Annotated in this window: 20 protein-coding genes and 1 tRNA gene; 9 read left to right on the forward strand and 12 right to left on the reverse strand. The window is 34.8% G+C overall.

Going from position 1 to position 23866, the window contains the following annotated elements; all coding sequences use genetic code 11:
• Positions 1-54 precede the first annotated feature (54 nt).
• The 4 genes from ACN4EE_RS09035 to ACN4EE_RS09050 form a co-directional block, all read right to left on the reverse strand.
• Positions 55-2208, reverse strand: coding sequence for a polyribonucleotide nucleotidyltransferase (locus tag ACN4EE_RS09035; RefSeq protein ID WP_431706102.1), 2154 nt, complete (start codon positions 2206-2208; stop codon positions 55-57).
• 178 nt (positions 2209-2386) lie between these two features.
• The gene (locus tag ACN4EE_RS09040; protein ID WP_431706103.1) at positions 2387-2590 is read right to left on the reverse strand and encodes a hypothetical protein; all 204 of its coding nucleotides are present in this window, start codon (positions 2588-2590) and stop codon (positions 2387-2389) included.
• A gap of 62 nt (positions 2591-2652) precedes the next feature.
• Complete coding sequence (locus tag ACN4EE_RS09045) at positions 2653-2883, reverse strand: DUF433 domain-containing protein (protein WP_431706104.1); 231 nt, start codon at positions 2881-2883, stop codon at positions 2653-2655.
• A 158-nt stretch (positions 2884-3041) separates the two neighbouring features.
• On the reverse strand, positions 3042-3194 hold the full coding sequence (locus tag ACN4EE_RS09050) for a DUF6888 family protein (RefSeq protein ID WP_431706121.1): 153 nt from the start codon (positions 3192-3194) through the stop codon (positions 3042-3044).
• Between the two features lie 826 nt (positions 3195-4020).
• Here ACN4EE_RS09050 and ltrA point away from each other — a divergent pair.
• The 4 genes from ltrA to ACN4EE_RS09070 all read left to right on the forward strand — a co-directional run bounded on the left by ltrA (position 4021) and on the right by ACN4EE_RS09070 (position 8777).
• Positions 4021-5487, forward strand: a complete 1467-nt coding sequence (gene ltrA, locus ACN4EE_RS09055) for a group II intron reverse transcriptase/maturase (RefSeq protein ID WP_431706105.1) — start codon at positions 4021-4023, stop codon at positions 5485-5487.
• 137 nt (positions 5488-5624) lie between these two features.
• Positions 5625-5891, forward strand: coding sequence for an HNH endonuclease (locus tag ACN4EE_RS09060; RefSeq protein ID WP_431706122.1), 267 nt, complete (start codon positions 5625-5627; stop codon positions 5889-5891).
• A 196-nt stretch (positions 5892-6087) separates the two neighbouring features.
• Entirely contained in the window at positions 6088-7977 is a 1890-nt protein-coding gene (locus tag ACN4EE_RS09065; protein ID WP_431706106.1) for a DNA-directed RNA polymerase subunit gamma, read from the forward strand.
• A 143-nt stretch (positions 7978-8120) separates the two neighbouring features.
• The gene (locus ACN4EE_RS09070) at positions 8121-8777 is read left to right on the forward strand and encodes a phosphate ABC transporter permease (RefSeq protein ID WP_431706107.1); all 657 of its coding nucleotides are present in this window, start codon (positions 8121-8123) and stop codon (positions 8775-8777) included.
• Positions 8778-8804: 27 nt separating this feature from the next.
• Here the strand turns inward: ACN4EE_RS09070 and ACN4EE_RS09075 are convergent, their stop codons facing one another.
• From ACN4EE_RS09075 to ACN4EE_RS09100, 6 genes are all read right to left on the reverse strand, one after another.
• Positions 8805-9794, reverse strand: coding sequence for a glycerate kinase (locus tag ACN4EE_RS09075; protein ID WP_431706108.1), 990 nt, complete (start codon positions 9792-9794; stop codon positions 8805-8807).
• Between the two features lie 77 nt (positions 9795-9871).
• Positions 9872-12394 (reverse strand): exonuclease domain-containing protein, encoded by a 2523-nt coding sequence (locus tag ACN4EE_RS09080; RefSeq protein ID WP_431706109.1) that lies wholly within the window; start codon positions 12392-12394, stop codon positions 9872-9874.
• 126 nt (positions 12395-12520) lie between these two features.
• Positions 12521-12856 carry a XisI protein gene (locus tag ACN4EE_RS09085; RefSeq protein WP_431706110.1) on the reverse strand — a complete coding sequence of 112 codons (336 nt, stop codon included), beginning with the start codon at positions 12854-12856 and terminating at the stop codon, positions 12521-12523.
• Positions 12844-13263, reverse strand: coding sequence for a XisH family protein (locus ACN4EE_RS09090; protein ID WP_431706111.1), 420 nt, complete (start codon positions 13261-13263; stop codon positions 12844-12846). The genes ACN4EE_RS09085 and ACN4EE_RS09090 overlap by 13 nt, the downstream gene beginning before the upstream one ends.
• Before the next feature lie 321 nt (positions 13264-13584).
• Positions 13585-14103 (reverse strand): hypothetical protein, encoded by a 519-nt coding sequence (locus ACN4EE_RS09095; RefSeq protein ID WP_431706112.1) that lies wholly within the window; start codon positions 14101-14103, stop codon positions 13585-13587.
• A 179-nt stretch (positions 14104-14282) separates the two neighbouring features.
• A complete protein-coding gene (locus ACN4EE_RS09100; protein ID WP_431706113.1) occupies positions 14283-15299 on the reverse strand; it encodes a hypothetical protein in 1017 nt (338 codons plus the stop codon).
• An 83-nt stretch (positions 15300-15382) separates the two neighbouring features.
• Between ACN4EE_RS09100 and ACN4EE_RS09105 the strand changes: the two genes are divergently transcribed.
• Entirely contained in the window at positions 15383-16609 is a 1227-nt protein-coding gene (locus ACN4EE_RS09105; RefSeq protein WP_431706114.1) for a hypothetical protein, read from the forward strand.
• 648 nt (positions 16610-17257) lie between these two features.
• On the forward strand, positions 17258-18739 hold the full coding sequence (locus tag ACN4EE_RS09110) for a glutamate synthase subunit beta (protein WP_431706115.1): 1482 nt from the start codon (positions 17258-17260) through the stop codon (positions 18737-18739).
• Positions 18740-18820: 81 nt separating this feature from the next.
• Here the strand turns inward: ACN4EE_RS09110 and lipA are convergent, their stop codons facing one another.
• On the reverse strand, positions 18821-19699 hold the full coding sequence (lipA, locus tag ACN4EE_RS09115) for a lipoyl synthase (protein WP_431706116.1): 879 nt from the start codon (positions 19697-19699) through the stop codon (positions 18821-18823).
• A gap of 165 nt (positions 19700-19864) precedes the next feature.
• Here lipA and ACN4EE_RS09120 point away from each other — a divergent pair.
• Positions 19865-19951 (forward strand) — tRNA-Ser (locus tag ACN4EE_RS09120).
• A 178-nt stretch (positions 19952-20129) separates the two neighbouring features.
• Here the strand turns inward: ACN4EE_RS09120 and ACN4EE_RS09125 are convergent.
• A complete protein-coding gene (locus ACN4EE_RS09125; RefSeq protein WP_431706117.1) occupies positions 20130-21704 on the reverse strand; it encodes a virulence-associated E family protein in 1575 nt (524 codons plus the stop codon).
• A 397-nt stretch (positions 21705-22101) separates the two neighbouring features.
• Here ACN4EE_RS09125 and ACN4EE_RS09130 point away from each other — a divergent pair, with 397 nt between their 5' ends.
• Together ACN4EE_RS09130 and ACN4EE_RS09135 are read left to right on the forward strand one after the other, a co-directional pair.
• The gene (locus ACN4EE_RS09130; RefSeq protein WP_431706118.1) at positions 22102-22293 is read left to right on the forward strand and encodes a transposase DNA-binding-containing protein; all 192 of its coding nucleotides are present in this window, start codon (positions 22102-22104) and stop codon (positions 22291-22293) included.
• Positions 22293-23483: an IS4 family transposase gene (locus ACN4EE_RS09135; protein ID WP_431706123.1), complete on the forward strand. Its 1191-nt coding sequence runs from the start codon at positions 22293-22295 to the stop codon at positions 23481-23483. Before ACN4EE_RS09130 ends, ACN4EE_RS09135 begins: the two co-directional genes overlap by 1 nt.
• The last annotated feature ends 383 nt before the right edge of the window (positions 23484-23866 follow it).

The raw sequence follows: 23866 nt of genomic DNA on the forward strand, positions 1-23866 counted from the left end.
GTCTCCTAGTCTCTATCCCTCATTCCTGATTCCTGATTCCTCATTACCTTGAGGTTAAATTTGGGATTCTTGACGGGCGATCGCAGCCTGTTCGGGGTGAATGCCTAAACGGGTTAAGTTTAAACGTCCTTTTTGATCAAAGCCACGAATTTTGACGACAATTTCATCTCCAATACTGACTTCATCCTCCACTTTACCGACACGATGATCAGCTAATTGAGAAATGTGAATCATTCCTTCTTTACCTGGTAATACTTCCACAAAAGCACCAATATCGATGATACGAGTTACCCGTCCTAAATACACATCCCCCTCGTTGAGTTTACGAGTCATGGTTTGAATGATGCGTTTTGCTTCTTGCGCCCGTTCGGCTTGTACGGCACAAATGGTGACTGTACCATCATCGCTGATGTCGATTTTTGAGCCTGTTTGTTCTGTAATACCTTTGATGGTTTTACCACCCGGTCCGATGACTAAACCAATCATTTCAGGATCGATTTTCATTGTCATTAAACGAGGTGCGTAAGGAGATAATTCTTTGCGGGGAGTGCTGATGGTTTTCATCATTTCGCCGAGAATATGCAAACGGGCTTCTTTTGCTTGTTTCACTGCCGATGCGATCGTCTCAATTTTTAGCCCCGTAATTTTCATATCCATTTGTAAAGCAGTGATACCGCTATCTGTACCTGCTACTTTAAAGTCCATATCCCCTAAAAAGTCCTCGATACCTTGAATATCCGTTAAGATGCGAATTTCGTCACCTTCTTTGATTAATCCCATAGCAGCACCACTAACGGGCTTGGTGATAGGTACTCCAGCATCCATTAAAGCTAACGTTGAACCACAAACAGACCCCATAGAAGTAGAACCATTAGAAGACAATACTTCGGATACAACTCGAATTACATAAGGAAAATCTTGTTGAGGGGGTAAAACAGGGGTGATAGCCCTTTCTGCTAAAGCACCGTGACCGATTTCTCGTCTGCCGGGGGGGCGCAGAGGTTTGGTTTCTCCCACAGAATAAGGGGGGAAATTATAGTGGTGGAGGTAACGTTTCTCAAAGTCGGGATGTAAGTCGTCCGCTAAGTCTTGAGCGTCTCCAGATGTGCCTAAAGTTGCGATCGAAAGTACCTGAGTTAAACCTCTTTGGAATAAACCGCTACCATGAACCCGTGCAGGTAATAAACCGATACGGGAAGAAATAGGACGTACTTGATCTAATTTTCGTCCATCGACTCTCACACCATCTTCAATAATTTGACGACGCATGAGTTTTTTGGTCAGTTTTTTAAACAAATTGGCAAGAAGTTTAGCATCTTCGGTGATGGCTACTTTAATTTCATCTTCATCGGATAAAGCGTTAATAGCTTCTTCCACACTAGCTTGAATAGCGTCTAAGGCTTCATCCCGTGCGGTTTTATCGTAATCAAAATGAGTGAGAACTTGTTTAATTTCTTCGGTGGCTTTTTCGTTAATAAAATTAACTACCAAAGGATTATCTTCTTCTTTATTTTCGACTTTGATGTCAATGCCCAATTCTTGAATTAAATCTTTTTGAGCTTGAATTAACTCTAAAATTGCCTCATAACCAAATTCGATCGCTTCGATAATATCCTGTTCAGGTAACTGATTAGCACCTGCTTCTACCATCACAACGCCATCAGGTGTACCTGCTACCACTAAATCAAGATCACCGTTTTCGATTTCTCGGAAGGTGGGGTTAATGATAAACTCATCATGAACTAATCCTACCCTTACCGCCGCCATAGGTCCACAGAAAGGAATTTGAGCCACTAGAGTTGCGATCGAAGCCCCTGTAACCGCTAACACATCGGGGGGTACTTCTTCATCCATAGACAAAGTTGTAGCAACGATTTGCAAATCATCCCTTAACCAAGAGGGAAAAAGAGGACGTAAAGGTCGATCGATCAAGCGACTGGTAAGGATTGCCCGTTCTGGAGGTCTGCCTTCTCGGCGTAAAAACCCACCAGGGATACGTCCTGCCGCATACAATCTTTCTTCATAGTCCACCGTGAGAGGTAAAAAATCAATACCTTCTCTGCCTTTAGTACGAGTGGCAGTCACTAAAACTGCGGTTTCACCAGCTTGAATTAAAACCGTTCCACCAGCTTGAGGAGCAAATAATCCGACTTTAATTTTTATATCTCTTCCTTCAAAAAAAGAAATTGACTTATTATATTCTTCCATTCAACTTTTTTCCTTATTCTTCGCTTTTCTCTATACAGGATGTAATTCTAACATTTTTAGGTCAATGAACATCAATAATTTATTGTCGATTTGTAACAACCTACCTCAAGTTAATTAACTGACGTTACCCACCATAAACCTTCAAGTACTAAATTTTCTAAAAATAAAGCAGTAGAAACTATAATTTTTGTTCAAATTCTGCCAGTTTAAAGTCGGTTTCTGTGGATTGGTTTTTTCCAGCAAACATACCGAAATAAATTATATGTTTTGACTTTTTTTCTAAGATATTTTTATTACTAGATAAAAAAGTTATTAAAACCTCACTTTGTGATATATCTTCGGGAATTTCTTTTACCTTTACCGTTTTTATATATTCCTTCAATAGTTTTAAACATTTTTTTGATTAAAAATACTTTCACAAATTTATTTTATCAATAAACCAGATTAGATTAAACATGGAGGGATCATCAAACGACGTTCACGATCGACCGCATAAGCAATACAAGCCTTTAAATCTTCTCTTGTTAAATCGGGAAAATCATCAAGAATTTCTGCTTCCGTCATGTCAGAAGCCAGATATTCAAGTACCTCATAAACTGTAATCCGTAAACCACGCACACAAGGCTTACCTCCTCTTTTATTAGGTTCGATCGTAATATAGTTTTTATAATTCATGGTTATTTTTTCATAACAAATAATTGGTCTATGTTTTCAGCAAAGTTTTTTAATCCCCATAGAATGATTAATATTAATTTCGTTGGGTTTCGTGTCTCAACCCAACCTACGATCTCCTTTAAAATTAATTATTTTCTTTGTTGATTTTAGTAATAACATCAGCTGTCAATTAAAATTTGGATATTTTCACTTGCCAAAATGAAAATCTGACCTATTCTCTCATCTAAACGAACTATATAAATAGGCAAATACATTGTGGTTAAAGTTTGACAAGCAATAAAACAACTGAGAGTTTGTAATTCAGTAGGAATATAGTTTTCCTTCTATATAATTTGATAATCGTATAACTATAAATAATATGGCAAAATTTCAATCCTTAGGCTCAAAAATCGATCGAACTTTTAATAATCCCACTTCTCTAAAATCAAGTAGGTTGGGTTAAACGAAGTGCAACCCAAACATCCACAAAATAATCCTATTAAAAACTCGATATTGCATAAGTCTAGTCAAAAAATGATATTATAAGTATTTGTGACGTGCGACCTGCAAAGTTGCATTTAAGAGTCTTGAGTAATCAAGCTAGGGAGTCATCCCCTACGTTATCGCCCGAAGGTGCGTTCCGAGTAATTGGAAGGTATCACAGCTAGAGGGTTAAAGGTCATTATAGCGAAAAATCTAACAATCAAAATAATGGCTAGATAAAGGTGAGCATGAAGTCGAATAATGTGTCCGAAGCCTCGTTAATCTATGCTCTCTCGTTAAGGTTAGATTAGGGAGAGAATGAGAGAAAGGTACATGGCTGTTACAACTATGTACAAAAAGTGTATAATCTAGTTTATGTTATACATTGATGACCATAATCTCTTCGGGGTAAAGCATTCTTCTAAACTCATCGTATCTCAAAAATGCGGAACAGGGTAAACCCTATATGTTCTTATCTTTGATAAGTAAGGAGTTAGCAATAATGAATGACGACATAGAGGGCAGAAGATGTTAGAAAAAGCGAACGCCGTTATCCCGCAAGGGGGGGGGGAATAAATAACCCAACGGATAGAGAATATACTTAATCCGAAAGGATGCTGACTTCTAACAGGTGTTTATCGCTCTATTTACAGTCGGAGAAAGTTTTGAATTATTATGGAAAAGATAGATAAAGGTCAACCTTTAATCGTAACTAATAAGGATATAATCTGGAATGACATTAATTGGAAAATACAGATTAACAACGTCCAAAGACTCAGAAACCGTATCTTTAGAGCAACTACTGAACTAAGAAATACCTTATCAGTAAAACGGAATCGTGGACAGAGAAAACTGCCACCACCTACTAAGGAACAACTTGTGAAAGCCAAGTCCTTAAAAAGAAAAATCGGAAACCTTCAAAAGTTATTAACTCGTAGCTTATCAAATATACTGGTATCAGTCAGAAAAGTTACACAGGTTAATAATGGCAAGAATACAGCAGGAGTAGATAAAATTTTAATCACTACACCTGAAAAGAGGGAGGAACTAATCAAAATAATACAAGGAAACTTGAGAAAAGGTTACACCCCCAAAGCCATACTTCGTAAGTTTATACCCAAGAAGAATGGGAAAGTCAGACCACTAGGGATACCCACAGTATATGACCGTTGTATTCAAAACATGGTGAGAAACTCATTAGAACCCTATTGGGAAGCTCACTTCGAAGGAAGCAGTTACGGTTTTAGACCATGTAGGAGTACCCATGATGCTATTGCCAAGATTTACTCTTTGGCAAGACCCAACAAGACAAAAAAATGGATTGTTGATGCAGACATAGAGAAATGTTTCGACAAAATCACACATGAAACATTATTAGATATTGTAGGTAATTTCCCCTACAGGAAATATATCGAACAATGGCTCAAATGTGGAGTTATGAATAATAACACTCTCGAAATGTCTCAATCAGGTACACCTCAAGGGGGTGTTATTAGCCCCCTTTTGGCAAATATAGCACTACATGGTATGGAAGAAGCACTCGGTATTAAATACAATAATCGAGGAGAGATAATAGGCAATAGGGCAATAGTCCGATATGCCGATGACTTTGTAATCTTCTGTGAAAGCAGGTTAGATGCCGAACTATCCATTAAGGATTTAAAACCCTTTTTGAGCAAAAGAGGATTAAACCTGTCGGAAGCGAAGACCAACATTGTACATATAACAGAAGGATTTGATTTCTTAGGTTATAATATCAGACAATACAAAGTCAATAACACGAAAACGGGTTATAAATGTCTCACAAAACCTTCCAAAGAATCAATTAAAAACGTAAAATATAAAATCAAACAGATATTCAAGGAATGTCTCAGTAAACCATTAGACCTACTTATTCAAAAAATTAATGAATTAATAAGAGGTTGGGGAAACTATTACCGAAATGCAGTAAGAAAGTCTTTTCACATCTTGACAATTACATCTTCAAAAGATGTATTCGATATGTTAAAAGGACTCACCCGACAAAACCTAAGAAGTTTACTAAACAAAAATACTGGGGGAGATTCCAACCCAGTAGGGATGACAAATGGGTCTTTGGCAATAAAGTCAATGGTAACTACATTACAAAGTTTTCATGGATAGAAATAAAACGCCATGAACTTATTGAGAAAACCAACTCACCAGATAACCCAGAATTAAGGGAGTATTTTGCCAAAAGGAAAAAGAAACTAGACAAGCTGGAATCTGAAAAATTCAACGCAAGATGGAGAAAAATTGCACTGCAACAAAACTTCACTTGTCCACACTGCCAACAGTCGTTGTTTAACGGTGAGTCAACGGAAACCCATCACATCATCCCAAGAGCTTTAGGAGGAAGTGACAACACTAGAAACCTAGTAATACTGCATTATTACTGCCATAAGGCTCAACACAAAGTCGCTGTGAGGGCAACACAGAGACCTAAAACGGACACACCCAAAGAACAATACTCTAAGGAGAATTTAACAAAGGAAATGTCAATCAACAAGCAACTTAGTTTATTCTAAAAGATGAACATAGATAATATTCATCACTGAGATAAACAGTAGTTTAAATGCTTGAGCCGAGTGCTTGGAAACTTGCACGCTCGGTTCTTAGGGGAGAAAAGGGGAGTAATCCCCTCTACTTACCCGATTAATAATTGCATATCACATTATCAACTAACAGAATACAATAAAAAGGTTGAGTAAGCTCGGAAATCCCATGAATGATCAACAACAGAGACAGTTCGACTACGTTAAAATAGGCATCGCATCCCCCGATCGAATTAGAGAATGGGGACAAAGAACATTACCTAATGGTATTGTGGTGGGGGAAGTAACCACTCCCGAAACCATTAACTATCGTACCCAAAAACCAGAAATGGATGGGTTATTTTGTGAAAAAATATTTGGTCCTTCTAAAGATTGGGAATGTTGGTGTGGAAAATATAAAAGAGTTCGTCACAGAGGTATCGTATGTGAACGTTGCGGTGTAGAAGTAACAGAATCGAGAGTTCGTCGTCATCGCATGGGTTATATTAAATTAGCCGCCCCCGTCACCCATGTTTGGTATTTAAAAGGTATTCCCAGCTACCTGAGTATTTTGTTGGATATGCCTTTAAGGGATGTAGAACAAGTAGTTTATTTTAATTCCCATGTGGTTCTTGATCCGGGTAATGCCACTAACTTGAGTTATCGTCAATTACTATCTGAAGATCAATGGATGGAAATTGAAGAACAAATTTATGCCGAAGATTCCGAGTTAGAAGGTATTGAAGTGGGTATCGGTGCTGAAGCCGTAGAGCGTCTTTTACAAGACATTAACTTAGAGGAAGAAGCAGAAAAATTAAGGGAAGAAATTGTAAACAGTAAAGGGCAAAAAAGAGCAAAATTAATTAAAAGATTAAGGTTAATTGATAATTTTGTCGCTACGGGTTCTAAACCAGAATGGATGGTTTTAAGCGTGATTCCCGTGATCCCTCCTGATTTGCGTCCTATGGTACAGTTAGATGGTGGTCGTTTTGCTACTTCTGATCTTAATGATTTGTACCGCCGTGTTATCAATAGAAATAATCGTTTAAATCGTTTAAAAGAAATTCTTGCTCCTGAAATTATCATTCGTAACGAAAAAAGAATGTTACAAGAAGCGGTGGACGCTTTAATTGATAATGGCAGACGAGGACGCACGGTAGTAGGTGCTAACGGCAGAGCGCTCAAATCTCTTTCTGACATTATTGAAGGTAAACAAGGACGTTTCCGTCAAAACTTACTCGGTAAAAGGGTTGACTATTCTGGACGTTCTGTAATTGTAGTCGGTCCTAATTTGGAGATATACCAGTGTGGTTTACCCCGTGAAATGGCGATCGAACTATTCCAACCCTTTGTCATTAACCGTTTAATCCGTTTAGGTATCGTCAATAATATCAAAGCGGCGAAAAAATTGATTCAAAAAGCTGATCCAAGTATTTGGAAAGTATTAGAAGAAGTTATCGCAGGACATCCCGTCTTGTTAAACCGTGCGCCTACCCTTCACCGTCTAGGTATTCAGGCTTTTGAACCTGTATTAGTAGAAGGTAGAGCGATTCAGTTACATCCTTTAGTTTGTCCTCCTTTTAACGCTGACTTTGACGGAGATCAAATGGCGGTACACGTTCCCCTTTCGATCGAAGCACAATCGGAAGCAAGATTGTTAATGATGGCTTGTCATAACATTTTATCTCCTGCGACGGGTAAACCAATTATTGCGCCTTCCCAAGACATGGTATTAGGTTGTTATTACTTAACCGCCGAAAATCCTGACGCTGTGAAAGGAAAAGATACTTATTACGGTAACTTAGATGATGCTTTACGAGCTTATGAGCAAGGTTTAGTGGATTTACACGCCTATATCTGGGTACGTTTTGAGGGTGAAGTCGATAGCGGTAAAGATAGTTACGAGTTGCAAAAAGAAGAAACCTTAAGCGATGGTAGCGTCTGGAAATATTATAAAGGACATAAAGTAAGAGAAACCGCCGATGGTGAGCAAATTGCCCAATATGTTCATACCACTCCGGGGCGAATCATTTACAATAAAACTATCATTGATGCTTTAGACTTCGATGTAGTCCATTAAGAATGAAGAATGAAGAATGAAGAATGAAGAATGAAGAATTAAAAATAAACATATTTTACCCATTACCCATTACCCATTACCCATTACCCATTACCTATTACCTATTACTTCCCCTCATCTAAAAATCTACATTCCGCCTATTTATGTTGATTCCATTGAAACAAGAAGCTATTAACGATTTAATTCCACCTATAGCCACGGGTAGTCAATATAGTCACTATTGGGCTAATTTTCCGACTTTTTTAAAGAATTTATTTATCTCCTTTGTGGGGGTTTTGTTTTTTTGGCTTTTAGGCTCTTTTTTTGGACGCTCTGGAGATAATCTATCTTTAATATTTAGAATTATTGCAGGATTTTATTGGTTATGGAGTCCAATATATTGGGCAAGTGTTCGCAATGGCAAATTTCGCAGTTATCGTTATATCAGTTTTTGGCGTGGCAAGGTTTTAGATGTTTTTTTAACAGAAGAATTGGTAAAGGAAGAATCGGCGATCGATCGACTGGGAAGGGCTATTATTGTAGAGAATCGCCGTAAAATGTTTAATATTGAGATAGGGGATAAAAGCGGATTTCGGGCAACCATTACCACCCCAAGACAAAGGATTCATAAAGTAGTCGATCGAGGTCAAGCCGTAGAAGGGTTATTATTATCTAATGATCCAGATTTTATGCGTATTGCTCAAATTACCGATGTTTATATACCTCGTCATAAACTGTGGTTAGGAGAGTATCCTTACATTCGTAAAGATATTTTTTTAGATTTGCGCTTACAATTAATGAAAATATATGCCCGTTATTAACCTCAGTAAATCATAAAATAATCGAATTTATTCTACAGCAAAACGTTGAATAGATTTGATGGTTCGATCGAACTTAATATTAACAATTAAATTGGCATGATTTAACAGAGGCGGAATATAAATTTCTGGATGTAAAGCCTTCCAAAAATAGTGAACAAATTGTTCAATTTCTGAGTCAGTCATACCCATTTTTGTTTTTTGTATCATTTTATGTTCAGCTTCTTTTCGCCAAGGTAAACTATAGCGATAATCTTCAGGTTTAAGTATCAAAAAATAATCTAATTTTTGCCAAAGGGGGAGATATTCTTTCAATCTTTGATTGTTGTCTAAGGCGAATTGTTTATCTTCCTCTGTCACGATGGGATAAGGAGGATTGATAAAAGCCGTTTCCTCTACTGGTTGCATCCCCACAAGCCAACCTTCAAACAGAATTATATCAGCTTGGGTGACAATTTTTGGGGAGATTCGATCGCCCATACCGTTATACAAAGACTTGTCAAAACGAGGAATTTCAAGGGGATAATCTTCCATTGCAATGCGATGAAAAATATCCAATCCTAATAATACATCATGGGTACTTGGTACACCACGCCAAATTAAGCGGGAATCTGTCTTTAATAATTCTTGACGTTCATGATAAGTTTTATATAAATCATCGATAGAAAGCTCGATCGAACTTAATTCTAAACATTGCCAAATATGAGTTAAAATTTTAGTTAAAGTGGTTTTTCCCGTGCCTTGTCCTCCTAATATCCCCACAATTAAAGGAGTTAATTGTTTTTGTTTTTTATCTGCTAAATCTAAAGCTAAAGGAAGCCAAAAATACCAACAAGTTTTGATAATATTTAGATTATTATTTATTGTTAATTCTGATAATAATTTTTTAATTTTTGGATAAATAACAGGAAATAAACTTATTTTTTTTGTCAATAATTCTTCAGAAATATAACATTTTAAAGGTGAAGAATAATTTAATTCATCATCAATTAAAAATTGTAATAATTGTTCAGTTTCCATACCATTCGATCGAATTTTTCTATATGAGTTGTCAGAATTTTATCCATTTTACTTCCCTTAAACAAAGGAAGAGTATTTTAGTTTGTAGCAAAAATTTCCTTTATTAACCAATAATTTGCATACTTATTTAAAACAACTTTAATAGCATCAACTATACTAACTTCTAAATCATTTTGATTAATGGCTACTATCATTTTATAGATTGATTCAAAGATAACTCTTGCTTCTTTATCTATTGTCAAAAATTGACCATTATTTGTATAATTTAATTGTGCGATTCTATTTCTACCACCTGTAGCAGTAATTTCGCCTTCTTTTTCATCTCTTAATAAATAAAATTTTATTTGAGGGTAAGAAATAACTAATTCATTAAAATTTTTAATTCTATTGGTAAAAACTGAACCACCACTATTGAGAAAACCTACGGCTAATTTTAGCTTATTTTTGACTATTAATAAATGTTGAGGAATTACCCTTTTACCTAAAGCCAAATGATCTAAATCTATACTTGAATCATAGCGTTTAAATGCCTCCATAATTCTTACTAATTTTCCATACTCATCATCATCGGTAATAATATAAGGATTGTGATAATTGTCAGCAATTAAACGTTCATTTTCTTCTAGGTAATTTAAAATGTTTTTTTCTACAGATATGAGTACATTATTTTCGGAAGATGTTTGTTGAATATTTTTAGCTTCTGTTATGTTTTTTTCGTCTATTTCAAAGATAAAATTAAGTTCTTCTTTTTTCTCTTGTAATTGATTTTCACTTTCGATAATATTCTGGGTTTCTGTTAACAATTTTTCTAAATGATTATCAGTTAATAAGGGTTTGCAAATATCGGCAATTTGTGTTAAAGCATTTTCTAAACTAACTAATCTTTCTTCTACAGAAGCCTTATTAATAGAGGGTAATTCTTGAGGTAAAGGTAAGTTTAACACTCGATAATGATAGTAGTCGGATGCTTTATTAATTACTTTTCTGATGGAAGATTGTCTTAAAATTACTGGTAAATCTTCGGGCTTAAATAACTTCTCTAAAGTTGTACCTACTTTTTCGCATTTCATGGCTAACATTTTTGTTAATTCATCTGCCGAAGGAGTTTGTAAAATTAGTTGATTAATCGATAATCTGTCAATGGTAGAATCGTCAAAATATCCCTGAAAACTTTGCCATCGATCGGGGAAAAGATTAACTACAATTAAAGAATGGGGAACATGGGTTATAATTTCTCTTAAAGCATTACCAAAACTGGTAAGAATGTTGGGTTGATGAATGAGATATTCTAATTGATCAAATATAATAATTAATGGTTCATCAAGAGTAGATAATTGCCCAAATAAACGGATTCCTTCTAAAGCAAAATCTTCCCTGCTAAGATTATCTTCTTGCCAATTATTTAAGCCGATTTCTTCACAAATTTGACTGTCTAATTCGTTGCCTGTTAACCATCTTCTAACTTTATCTTTGGTTTTCGCATCTTTATAACTACAATATTTAATGATACCTTTTAGTATATTTGGCGCATAACCACTGGCAGAATAATTATTTTCCCACCATTGAGTCATTTTCGTTTCTATATATCTCCAATTATCTCTATTTTTTTGAGTATTTTCTCCTCCTAAACGATCGTATAAAGTTAGGCTATCATTTTCTAATTGTTTAATTGTTTGCTCTAATTTTTGAGTTTTATCTTCCTGCTGAATTATTTTTAAAATATTCACAAAAACACGGGCTAAGAGTAAGTCTAATTGAGTGCGTTGAGTGTCTTCGATGTTCACTTTTTGGGCGAAACTTTCTAGTATTCTTGAATAAATATGGTGCATCACGGAGTTAGCATTGTTGGGTTGACGCACATATAAAAGGCGATTGGTTTTTAAGGTGGCTTTGGCTAACCGCATCATGAGGTGAGTTTTTCCGCTTCCTGCTTCTCCCAATATCAATGCGCCTCGACTCTGTTGGTTTTCTCTATCTTGTTTAATTTCTTCTACGAGAGATTTTAGGTGATAAAATTGGCTTTTATATATATGTTCAAAGTCTAAATGATTTTGATAAGGATCGTCCACACGACTGCTACTAAAGGGATTTTTGACTGAGGATGTTGTTATAATTTGTTCGACTGTCATAGGTGTATTATTTTCTATGGGGGCGTGAGAAGTTAAGTATAAGTATAATTGTAAGGTAAATTGTGCATCATAACGAGCGCGATGGGCTTTGACGGTGTGAAAATAAAGGTTATCCACTTGCAGAAAGAATCTACGACAAAGGTTGCCTAATTGATAACTGTGGAGGTTGGGGTGTTGTTTTTGTGCTAATTCAAGGGTGCAAATAAATTCTGCTAAGGGGAGTTTCTGTCGGCATTTACGAAAACTGTTATGAAGAATGGTTCGATCGTGCTGGACATTATGACAGATAATGGTTTGGTTAGATAAAATATTTTGTAAATCGTTGATAATTTCTGTTAGGGGTTTTTGATTTAGTCTATTTGTGCCTCTTGTTTTGACAAAGGCTTCATAAACTAACTTTCCATCTTGATTGATAATAGCTATTTCTCTGAGGGTATCACTTCCTTCGGTGTCGATGACAATAAAATTCATTGTAGAAACAAAATTACGAACTTATACTTGGCGAGGGCATAACTTGAGTTTGGTGAGGGTAGGCAAAAGGCAAGAGGCAAGAGGCAAGAGGCAACTATACATTTTGTCATATCTGATTTAACTAATTTAAGAAACAGCAAAACCAGTTAAAGCTCTAATTTCATTGGGTTTAAACGCCAATACAATATCTTGTTTCGGGATTCCCTCTTTCATTAATTCATCGGCAATACCTTCTTCTGTACCATCATGTTGAATCCATATTTTATTATTAATAATATCTAAATGTAATAAAGTCCCATAAATACGATAATCATTTTGCCAACCAGTTTCGATCAATAAATAATGATTATTTTCTGTATCAAAAATTAAGTCAATTTTTATTTCATTATCTTCTAAAAAGATAGCATATTCTTGATAAATTTTTTTAATAATTTGTTGGTATTTAGTAATTAAACAATCCATGTAATAATTTCCTCCAATTCAATATCAAAACTAAACAAACTAATGATTTTATCCTCAATTAATGTTTGTCCTGCCTCCTCTTCAAAAACATTTTTTCTAATTTTTTCTGGTACTGCTAAATATAGTTTATATTCAGGATAATAACGTTTTAATAAGTGATCATAAAGTACGAATTGCCCTACTGCTTCTTCTAGGTCTTTCATATCTGATGGACGAGTGAAACTTTTAATTTCTACGGCGATATTCTCTTTGTTTTTAGACGCACCAATTAAACGTTCTGCCCCTAAATCCACAAATAAGTTCTTCCCTCGTGCAAGTCTAATTCTTAGAGGATCATGAGTAATTGTCCAACCATCCTTAATAAGAGCATTTTTTACCGTATTATGATAAATGTCTTTTGCTGGCATAATTATTTATTATAACTATTTGTTGATTATTTTATCTTTTTCAAAAATCGATCGAACTCCCACCCACAAAAGTCGATCGAGCAGCGCCACTTCGTGATCAAACCCTTATCAATTATTGATTACTCAATGATTGTATTGTCTCTAAAATATCATTATCAGTTCCTCCTAAAGAAAAAAAAGTTTTGAGAATTTAATCGATCGAATCCCATCAGCATCAGAGTTAAAATCGCCCTTAATTTAATGCTTAATAAACTCAAAATTTATGACAGAATCGAATTGAATTTAATCCAGTTATTTAAGAGTTTAAAGAAGAAAAAATAATTAGATATTTTTATAAACAATTGCTCCATCACTATCTCGATTATAACCGTAAATTAATTGTTCTTGTTCTAAAGTCAATAAAGTTTCTTTAACAATTTGGGGGGTTAATTCTGTAGCTAAAATAATTTGTGATGCCGTCATTTCACCGTTATTTTCAAGGGCTTTTAAAATCATTAAATCTGCATTAGAAACAGGTTGAGAATGTGCAGAAATAGTATTCGTATATTGAGGAGAATTTTCCTGTAAAAGTTTAAATTTATCTCTTGCCCTATTAATATACATAATATTTTCTACGGTTGTACCAATGGTAAATAATGCGAAGAGACTATTCATCGTATCACTTTCCTCTGATCCACTCAACAGGATTCCATATATAATAGTGATGATAATTGCTAGAATATTACGATTGGTGTAAAAATAACCAATAGGTGAAATAAAGAATAAAATTCCTACAAGCCAACGATTTTTTTTACTTCTGATTTCGAGAGTTTGAATTTCTTTTACTGTGTCTTGAGTCATAATTTTTAATTCAGAGTTATTTATGTGTAATTTATATTATCATATTACATGAAAAAATTTTCAATACTTGAATTTTTCTGAGAACAAGTTTGGGGAAGCCTTGTAATTATTAGAATAACAATATGGTTATCCCGTTGCTTGATTCTGTCATGTTTTTTACTTTTTACTGTAACTCAAAGTTAACTTAAAATAAATAAAACACCCTCAATATTACGTTGTACCTTTTCTAATTCCTCTCGTTGAGAATCTAGCCAGAGTTTTTCATAATTCCTTTTTTCCTCTGTTTCCTCCTCATAACGTTGTTGTTTCTCTAATAAATCGTTATAAAATTTTATGCCTTCTTCAATTACATCCACAAGAAGGTTATTTAATTCATCAAAAATATTATTAATAAAATCACTGATGGAATTGTCAATATTCTGTTTAAACTTTTGAAAATTCTCTAAACTTACACCTATTAAACTCTTTTTATTCAATTCATCGATATAACTTTGTAATTTAGTTTTATAGTCATTAGTTTTGGTATTAATTCCTTCTGAACAATAATCGTATATATTTGCTAAAAGAGCATTTTTCTTTTCTCTTACCCTGTCTTTTGTGGAAGAATCTAAAAGAGAAATTATAGTTTCTAACTTGTCTAAATCTAGGGTAAAAAGTTCATCTTTGATAGGTATTAAACCATTTTGAATGACATTTTCTATAGTGCCAGAAACTTTAGTTTCAACTAAATAAATTAAATCTTTAATTAAATTATCTTTTTCAAACATATTAGTAGAGTTTCTTAGGGCATTTTTATTGGATTCAAAAAACCATTTTTTCTCTAAATTTTGGAAATTTTCTAGCCAAGATTGATGTAATTGTTCTAAAAATTGTGTTTGATTTATCTGTTTTAACTGTAAAATACGATGATCGCAACTACTAAATTCTCCTAATTGTTGTATAATTTCCGTTTTAGGTATATCTTCAATTCTAAATTTACTTTGCCAAACATCATCAGCATTTTCAATATCTTGTAAACAAACTTCATGGAATGATTGAAGTTTCGTTAAGAATGTTTTATATTCTTCGTAGCAGGGTTGCAGGGAATTACTTAAAGTTTCTGCTGAATTATTTAGTTCGATCGAACTATAGGGATTACTTTTGACTTGTTTAATTAATTGATTGATATTTTGTAGTGAGTTCAAATATTCTTTCATAAAATGTTGCTTAAAAACTCTATAATAATTTAAACAGAAAAAGCGACATATCAACGATTTTTTGACACAAGAGGCTATGACTTATGGATACATTCATCCCAATAATCACATCATCCGCTAATGCGGTTAAAAATTTGGCTGAAAATCCAGAATTTCAATCATGGGGAAATGCTTTATTAGAAGCAACTGTAAATCATTTTGATTGTCCGTTACTTATACTTCCAGCGACAATATTAATATATCGTCAGAATGGACAAATACAAGATACTCTTGATGAAACCTATAATACGATCGACTGTATTGACAATATAGCTAGTTGTGTCAGTAACGTAAGTAATAGCATTTGCTATTTAACAAATAGTGTAGCTGTATTGCAGTCAGGAATGACGATAATCGGAGTTGGTACTTTTGCAGGAGGAGGATTATCAGGGTTAAATTTATATCAAACACTACAGTTGAGAGAGGATGTTAGACATTTAAGACAGGAAGTAAAAGACGGTTTTATTGACTTGAAAAAAGCCTTTAGAAGTCAAGGGGATGAAATTATCAAGCGCATTGATGACGTTGCTAATGATATTAAATTTGAAGCGCATCGTTTGATTTTGGTTAAGGCTTATGGGGAGTTTCTGGAGGCGACTCGCTTGATAAAAATAGCTTTGACAGGGGATGAAAGTTTCAAAAATTCTACCTTACAAAATGCCCAGTTGATGTTAACAAGGGCTTTAGCAGACTATAATAATCCCCATATTTTTGATGGTGTGTGCGCCGCAGGAGAGTTGCGCCGTAGAGAGTGCGCTTGGGCGATTCAACAGGCTTTGATTATGACTTATCAGTTACAAAACCAAACTAATGCAGTAAAAGAGTCGATCGAGCATTTATCTGATAATATTATGCGTGATTTATCTAATATAGTCGATCGATGTGAATCCAGTCCAGAATTAGACTTTTTGTTTCCTGAAGTGTTACGGATTTATACCCAAGATTTACCAGCATTACAAATACAAGCCTTACCTGCGGATGAACAAAAACAATTATTACCGAGTACCATTGATGATAATAATGATAATGGCATTGTGGAAGAACCGCCAGAGCAAAAACTTTATGATTTGGTAAAACCTAAATCCCATTACGAGGCATTAAAAGATAGTTTACGCTTCACCCTGAAACCGTCATTGCGTGAGGAATATATTGATTATGTTCGTGAAAGAGCTTCGGCGATCGAATATAATGGTATTGCTTTGTTAGATTGGGCAAATGTCAGTAATTTGAATTTAGCTAATATTTATCATTACTTTAGACTACGAAAATAATTCCACAATCTTCCTGTCAGCCTATCTGCCTGTCTTCCAAGTCAGCCCTCATCTATTTTTAAGCCAAGACGCATTTAATCTTCCTTTTTTAGCTCTAAATTCTTTGCGGTGAAAAGTTTCAGATTTTCAACTAGGTGCGTCTTAGCTTATATCGAACTCAGGTAATAAATGATCCTGTTGGCAAAATATATCTTAACATAAACTTTGACAAACATCTCGATATGTGTATTGGTAAATATAGAGATTTTGGGGATGAAATGCTCTCGTAGTTGAAGGTGATTTAACCCAAGTTGCTAGGCGGATGATGTTAACCTTGTTAGACTCTTTTCCTTGAAATATTAAGAATCGTTAAAAAAAGTTTAAATTAATCAATAAAATAGTCAAAAAAAATCAGTAAAACGCTACACTTACTGTAAAAAGGTTAAATTCAAATTAGACGAAAATATTGTCAAATTTAGAAAACATAATCAATAAAACTAATCTCTTTTTTGCTCATTATCCATACTCGATCGACCATAGCAGATAGTTTATTATTAATGGCATTTTATGATACTAAATAGCAGAAAAGTTGAGATAATTTGTTATGATTTTCTGACAAAAAATAGTTAATTAACCTTGACAATAGTTAGATTTTATAGGAGAAACATAATGGGAAAACCCACAGGATTTTTAGAATTTACTAGAGAATTACCCGTTGATAAAGAACCCCTGGAAAGAATCCAAAATTGGGATGAATTTCACCTACACCTCCCCGAAGAAAGATTGCGTAATCAGGGGGCAAGATGTATGGATTGTGGTACTCCTTTTTGTCATACTGGAGAGCTAATCAGTGGCATGGCTAGTGGTTGCCCTGTCAATAACTTGATTCCTGAGTGGAATGATTTGATTTATCGAGGATTGTGGAAAGAAGCTCTCGATCGACTACATAAAACCAACAATTTTCCTGAGTTTACGGGTAGAGTTTGTCCTGCTCCTTGTGAGGGTTCTTGTGTACTAGGCATTAATAATCCTCCCGTTACCATTAAAAACATCGAATGTTCTATCATTGATCACGGTTGGGATCAAGGTTGGGTAACTCCTGAACCTCCTGAAAAACGGACAGGCAAGAAAGTTGCGATCGTGGGTTCGGGTCCTGCTGGACTGTCGGCGGCGGCACAACTCAACAAAGCAGGACATACTGTCACGGTGTACGAAAAAGACGATCGACCCGGTGGATTACTTATGTACGGTATTCCTAACATGAAACTCGATAAAGAAAAAGTCGTCATGCGCCGTATTCGAGTGTTAGAAGAAGAAGGTATTAAATTTGTTTGTAATGTTAACATCGGTCAAGACATTTCTGCTGAAACTTTAGTTAAAGAAAACGATGCCGTAGTCCTTGCCATTGGTGCAGGAAAACCCCGTGATTTGCCCATAGAAGGTCGATCGCTCAAAGGCATTCATTTTGCTATGGAGTTTTTAACAGCTAACACCAAAGCGGTTTTAAACGGTAATCAAGAGGGCTTAATTAGTGCTGAGGGTAAAGACGTAGTTATCATTGGCGGAGGAGACACTGGTACAGACTGTGTTGGGACATCAGTTCGACATGGTTGCACCAGTGTTACTCAATTAGAGATTATGCCAAAACCTCCAGAAATCAGAGCAAAAAATAATCCTTGGCCCGAATATCCGAAAGTTTATCGCCTTGATTATGGACAAGAAGAAGCAGCCGCTAAATTTGGGGATGATCCTAGAGTTTATACTACCACAGCCACCAAATTTGAAGGCGATGCCGAAGGAAACGTTGTCGCAGTCCACACCGTACAAGTAGAATGGGCAAGAGATGAACAAGGGCGCTTTATTCCTAAACCCATCGAAGGCACAGAAAAAAGACTTCCTGCGCAATTAGTTTTGTTGGCAATGGGCTTTTTAGGACCCGAACAATTCCTGTTAGAACAAATGGGATTAGAAAAAGACAATCGTAGTAACATTAAAGCTGAGTACGGCGAATATACTACTAGTATTCCTAATGTGTTTGCGGCTGGAGATTGTCGCCGAGGACAAAGCCTTGTGGTGTGGGCGTTTAACGAAGGGCGCGGAGTTGCTAAGGAGTGCGATCGATTCTTAATGGGTTACTCTAACTTACCATAGATTCAGATTATCTTATTCCACAGTGGAACGGGCATCTTGCCCGTAATTAACCTCATTTCGACATATAATATTCTGTTTTCACTATTTCCCTTTCTCCATTAATTCCCTGACTTCTTCGGCATGGTAAGAGCTACGAGTAAGAGGTGATGATACCACTTGCACAAATCCTAGATTTTCGCCGTATTCACGCCAAGAGTCAAACTGGGCAGGAGTGATAAACTCTTTCACTGCTAAATGGTTGGGAGAAGGTTGTAAGTATTGTCCAATCGTCATAATATTACAGTCAACGGCTCGTAAGTCTTCCATTACTTGTTTGACTTCGGCATCGGTTTCACCTAAACCTACCATAATCCCCGATTTTGTATAGATTTTTGACGATAATTCTCTAGTTTTTTGGAGTAACATTAAAGATCGATCGTACTCTCCTTGGGGACGCACTTTCCGATATAATCTTTTTACGGTTTCAGTATTGTGATTTAATACTTCTGGTTCACATTGTACAATAAGTTCTAAGGCTTCCCAGTTACCGCATAAATCTGGAATTAACACCTCGATCGTTGTGTGAGGTGACAAGTGACGAATTTCTTGAATACAAGCCACAAATTGACTTGCACCACCGTCAGATAAATCATCCCGATTAACGGAAGTAATGACAACATGATTTAACTTTAAGCGTTTTACGGCTTCTGCTAATCGCAATGGTTCTGTCGCATCAAGTCCTCTAGGAGTTTTATCAAAATCTATGTCACAATAAGGACAAGCACGAGTACAAGCAGGTCCCATAATTAAAAATGTAGCAGTACCAGCATTAAAGCATTCCCCAATATTAGGGCAAGATGCCTCCTCACATACTGTATTTAAGTTTAAATCTCTTAAAATTTCTTTAACACTTCCTACTCGTTGAATTTGTGGTGCTTTTACCCTTAGCCAATCTGGTTTTACTGTTTTCAATACTGTCATATTTATTAATTCTGTGTTCAAATAATATAATGGTTTCCCCCTTCAATTATCTTATTTTAACAAGATTTAAGCATTTATACGGACAATCAAGATTGAAAACATTGCGAATATATCTGTTAATTTGAATTAAGTAAAAAATTTTGTTATAATGTAGTTTGACCTTCAGGAGAGATGGCAGAGTGGTTGAATGCGGTAGTCTCGAAAACTACTAAGGTGTAACAGCCTTCGAGGGTTCAAATCCCTCTCTCTCCGTGTTTTATAAGTCTATTTTTAAAAGGTTTTTCTATCATAGTCAGTGAATTACCTAACTTTATTCTCAATTTATTCTCAATTTATTCATAATCAGTATTGTTTTGATATGTAATTAAGTAAGTTTGTATCACTTGATAGATAACCAACTTTATTAAGTAAAAATGAGGATAATTTATAACTACTGATTAAAGTGATGATACAAAGTAATTAATTGATCATTAGATAACTCCATAATAGTTTTTGCCTTAATTCCTAATACTTTATTTACATATTTTCGTTTGTCATCTTTACTGGTTAAACCGATCTCAATTAATAAATCATTGATTAGTTTGATCAATTCATAAAAATCAATCTCAGTTGGCAATAAATCACCCTCATTTAAGTTGTCTTGATTTTTTTCAAGTTCATTACTGTTTAGTGATGATTCATCATTTTTTGCAGAAATTTGTAAAGTATGCGATTTTAATTGATCCGTTTGATCCTTTGATCCATCTATTGATTTATAAGGGTTTGAGCATGGATCAAATAAAGGATCATTTAATGGTTTTAATTGATCCATGCTTTTTTGCGATGGATCAAACTCTTTTATTTGATCCGTTTGATCCTTAGTTTGATCCTTATTGTACCCATTGCTGTATAAGGTTTCTGGTTTTGGATCAAATGGATCAATTAAATTCTCAAACCTTACAGAAAAATCAGTAGTAAATTCTTTGAGCCAAAGTCTGATTGTTTTTCCATCTTTTTTAATTGGTTTATTTTCCCATCCTTTTTTACGCAAAATTTGACCTATTTTAATCTCATGACCACGATTAATATCTTTCAATTCAAATTGAAAAACTTGTTTCAAAATATCTTTACCACTAATACCAATTGTTTCAAAACCTTGTAAGTAATTATCAAGTTCTGGACAATCCCATGTACTCTGATATAAATACTCTTTGTTTAACTGTTCACTTTGTTTTTGATACTTTTCTTCTAAGTACCAAAATTCACCTTCCAAAAATGCTTTTTTAGCTTGATACCAGATAGCATCACGAAATTTAATTACCTTATCCGTATCAATTTGGGTGTTAACTGGAATAACCCAAAATCTTCTATTACCAGTAGTATCCACTAAAAATTCACACTCATTAACTGAACCAACAATCACACATTGACGTTTAACGGTACGACTTGATCGTGCATAAGGTTCTCTGAAAGTGTCCACTGACTTACTTAAAAAGGCTTTTAATTCACCACTTGCCTTTTTACTGGTAATAGTTTCAAATTCTGCTAACTCACAACACCAATTTTGATGAACAATTAAAAGATTATCTCTGTCAGTACCCACAACTGAGTCAGTAAAAAAATCATTCCCATATAGCACACGAAAGAATGTACTTTTTCTGATACCTTGTTTACCTTGTAAAATTAATGCTGTATCTAACTTACAACCAGCTTTATAAATTCTAGCTACACTACCAATAAGAGTGCGATAAACCATTTCATCATAGATTTTATCAGTAGTACCAAAAAATAATGATGATAGGTTTTTAATGTCTATTTCTTCATTGTTATTAGACTCATTGAGATTATCCAAATAGCACTTAACGGGGTGATAACTATTTTCTTTGGCAATCATCATTGCTAAATCATAGGTAGTGTTTTTATTTAGATTTACACCATAATCTTTATGAATCTCTAAATATAAATGATCTAAAAATGCTTCTTCACCATCTAATTCAACTATCTTTTTAAGCTCATTAAATTTCAATCTTGATGAATAGTCATTATTTAAAATTTCTCTTGTTTGTGCGATGTTATCTAACTTTTCTACTTTTGCACTTTTCTCAGTTTTATCAATAGTTTTATCAGATAGTGTGTTATTAGTTTTAGATTGTTTTTTGTTCTGATAAAGTGTTTGAATTTCTTGATTATTATTCCAATACCATGCTTTTATACAGTTATCAATTTTCTCTGAATCTAATGATGATTTAGGGTTACTTTTTTTGGCACTATTAAAAATTCTCTCACAGTCTTTAATGGTTAATGGTGGTGAACATTTCCCACAAAAATCAGCTAATAAATCATCTATCCCTTACCGTTATCTTCTGAATCCTTTATGATAATTGAATCATAACACCTAACCTAAATCATCGGAGATAATTGTAATGCAATCTTGGGCAGAACAAGAATTAAAAGACACAGGGCTACCAGATAAAAGATTAAATCAGCGACTAATCAAAATTGTGGAACAGGCTATACAACAACCATCTGGATTCCACAAGCCAGTGAAACTTGGAGTGACACCAAAGCCACTTATGATTTTTGGAAGTCCGAGAGATTTGATTATGTTGATATAATTGAAGGTCATCGTCAAAAAACCCTAGAACGAGCAAAGGAAGAAGAACTGGTTTTAATGATACAAGACACCAGTGATTTCAACTTCACCCATCATCCAAGCAAAACTTGGAAAAAAGGATTTGGACAAACCTGTTCTCAAAATTATGTTCGAGGATTGAAAGTACATTCGAGTTTAATGGTCAGTACACAGGGAGTACCATTAGGAATTTGTGACTTACAAATTTGGACAAGAGAACCGAAAAAAAACCAAAAACAGCAACAAAAACTCTCAAAAAGTCTGAAGGAAAAAGAAAGTAAAAGATGGTTAAGAGGATTAGTGGATGCGGAACTAGCGGTATCACCCAAGACAAAAGTAGTAACAATAACAGATCGAGAAGGAGATATTTATGAGATGTTTGCTATGGAAAGAAGTGACAATTCTGAATTACTGATTAGAGCAAAACATAACCGTCGAGTGGAAAGTGAATTGAAATATCTATTTCCCTCACTACGTGCATCGGAATCTCAAGGAGAAATAGAAATTGTATTGCCCAAAACCGAAAAGAGAATGGCACGAAAAGCCATAGCAACAATTAGCTATACTCAAGTCAAGATTATCAGCCCCCAAAATTGTGTGAGTAAACAAGAATCAATATCGGTCAATGTGCTAAGTGTAGTGGAAGAAAATCCACCCAAAGGAGAAAAAGGGATAGAATGGATATTGTTGACAACATTACCGATAGCCAATTATGAGGATGTGTTAACTTATATTCGATGGTATACATATCGTTGGCTGATTGAACGTTATCATTATGTACTCAAGAGTGGATGCGGAGTAGAAAAACTACAATTAGAAACAGCCGAGAGAATCAAAAAGGCATTAGCAACTTATGCTATTGTAGCAAGTCGATTATTGTGGTTATTATACGAGAGTAGAAATAATCCAGACATGACCAGTGAATTAGTATTTAGTCAAGATGAATGGCAATCCCTATATTGTTACATACACAAAACATCAAGTCCCCCCAATGTAGCACCATCCATAAAACAGGTGATCATTTGGATTGCAAAGTTAGGGGGGTTTTTGGGACGAAAAAAAGATGGAGAACCTGGAATAAAATGTTTATGGAAAGGATTAAGACGTTTGTTTGATATTGCACAGAGTTGGATGTTGGCAAAATCACCTTCAAACAAAGATTTTAAGACTTAACGGTAAGGGATAGATGTCTAAACCAAGACATACGAAAATTGAGCGAAATTCATCAAATTTTGCTATCATAATATTAAGTTTTTTGATTTTTTAAGGAACTTAAGAGCGCTGAAACTCTTATATAAAAATAATTATATATTAAAAGCAGAAAAGGGACTGCATAATCCCTTAACTTTTTTAGAACTTGATTTTGCCGCTCTATGAAACTTACTCAAACTTGATCAAGAATGGTCAAGTTCCCACTCTTCATGGGATGGACGTTCACTTCCTGCTTCACCGAATCCCTAATAGACTTGCCATTAAGTTGGTTTGACTCTCCACAGGCTTTACTTTCCGACAAGCTATCGGTAGTTGGATATAACTCCAAATTAATACTAGCATTC

The organism is Geminocystis sp. CENA526 (assembly GCF_050753365.1).
Classification (GTDB): Bacteria; Cyanobacteriota; Cyanobacteriia; order Cyanobacteriales; family Cyanobacteriaceae; genus Geminocystis.

Bases quoted from the DNA above. Each gene is read 5' to 3' on its own strand.
- ACN4EE_RS09085 (WP_431706110.1), bottom strand. From the start codon at position 12,856: ATGGATTGTTTAATTACTAAATACCAACAAATTATTAAAAAAATTTAT.
- ltrA (WP_431706105.1), top strand. From the start codon at position 4,021: ATGGAAAAGATAGATAAAGGTCAACCTTTAATCGTAACTAATAAGGAT.
- ACN4EE_RS09105 (WP_431706114.1), top strand. From the start codon at position 15,383: ATGGATACATTCATCCCAATAATCACATCATCCGCTAATGCGGTTAAA.
- ACN4EE_RS09090 (WP_431706111.1), bottom strand. From the start codon at position 13,263: ATGCCAGCAAAAGACATTTATCATAATACGGTAAAAAATGCTCTTATT.
- ACN4EE_RS09080 (WP_431706109.1), bottom strand. From the start codon at position 12,394: ATGAATTTTATTGTCATCGACACCGAAGGAAGTGATACCCTCAGAGAA.
- ACN4EE_RS09070 (WP_431706107.1), top strand. From the start codon at position 8,121: ATGTTGATTCCATTGAAACAAGAAGCTATTAACGATTTAATTCCACCT.
- ACN4EE_RS09130 (WP_431706118.1), top strand. From the start codon at position 22,102: ATGCAATCTTGGGCAGAACAAGAATTAAAAGACACAGGGCTACCAGAT.
- ACN4EE_RS09095 (WP_431706112.1), bottom strand. From the start codon at position 14,103: ATGACTCAAGACACAGTAAAAGAAATTCAAACTCTCGAAATCAGAAGT.
- ACN4EE_RS09035 (WP_431706102.1), bottom strand. From the start codon at position 2,208: ATGGAAGAATATAATAAGTCAATTTCTTTTTTTGAAGGAAGAGATATA.
- lipA (WP_431706116.1), bottom strand. From the start codon at position 19,699: ATGACAGTATTGAAAACAGTAAAACCAGATTGGCTAAGGGTAAAAGCA.
- ACN4EE_RS09065 (WP_431706106.1), top strand. From the start codon at position 6,088: ATGAATGATCAACAACAGAGACAGTTCGACTACGTTAAAATAGGCATC.
- ACN4EE_RS09100 (WP_431706113.1), bottom strand. From the start codon at position 15,299: ATGAAAGAATATTTGAACTCACTACAAAATATCAATCAATTAATTAAA.
- ACN4EE_RS09075 (WP_431706108.1), bottom strand. From the start codon at position 9,794: ATGGAAACTGAACAATTATTACAATTTTTAATTGATGATGAATTAAAT.
- ACN4EE_RS09110 (WP_431706115.1), top strand. From the start codon at position 17,258: ATGGGAAAACCCACAGGATTTTTAGAATTTACTAGAGAATTACCCGTT.
- ACN4EE_RS09045 (WP_431706104.1), bottom strand. From the start codon at position 2,883: ATGAATTATAAAAACTATATTACGATCGAACCTAATAAAAGAGGAGGT.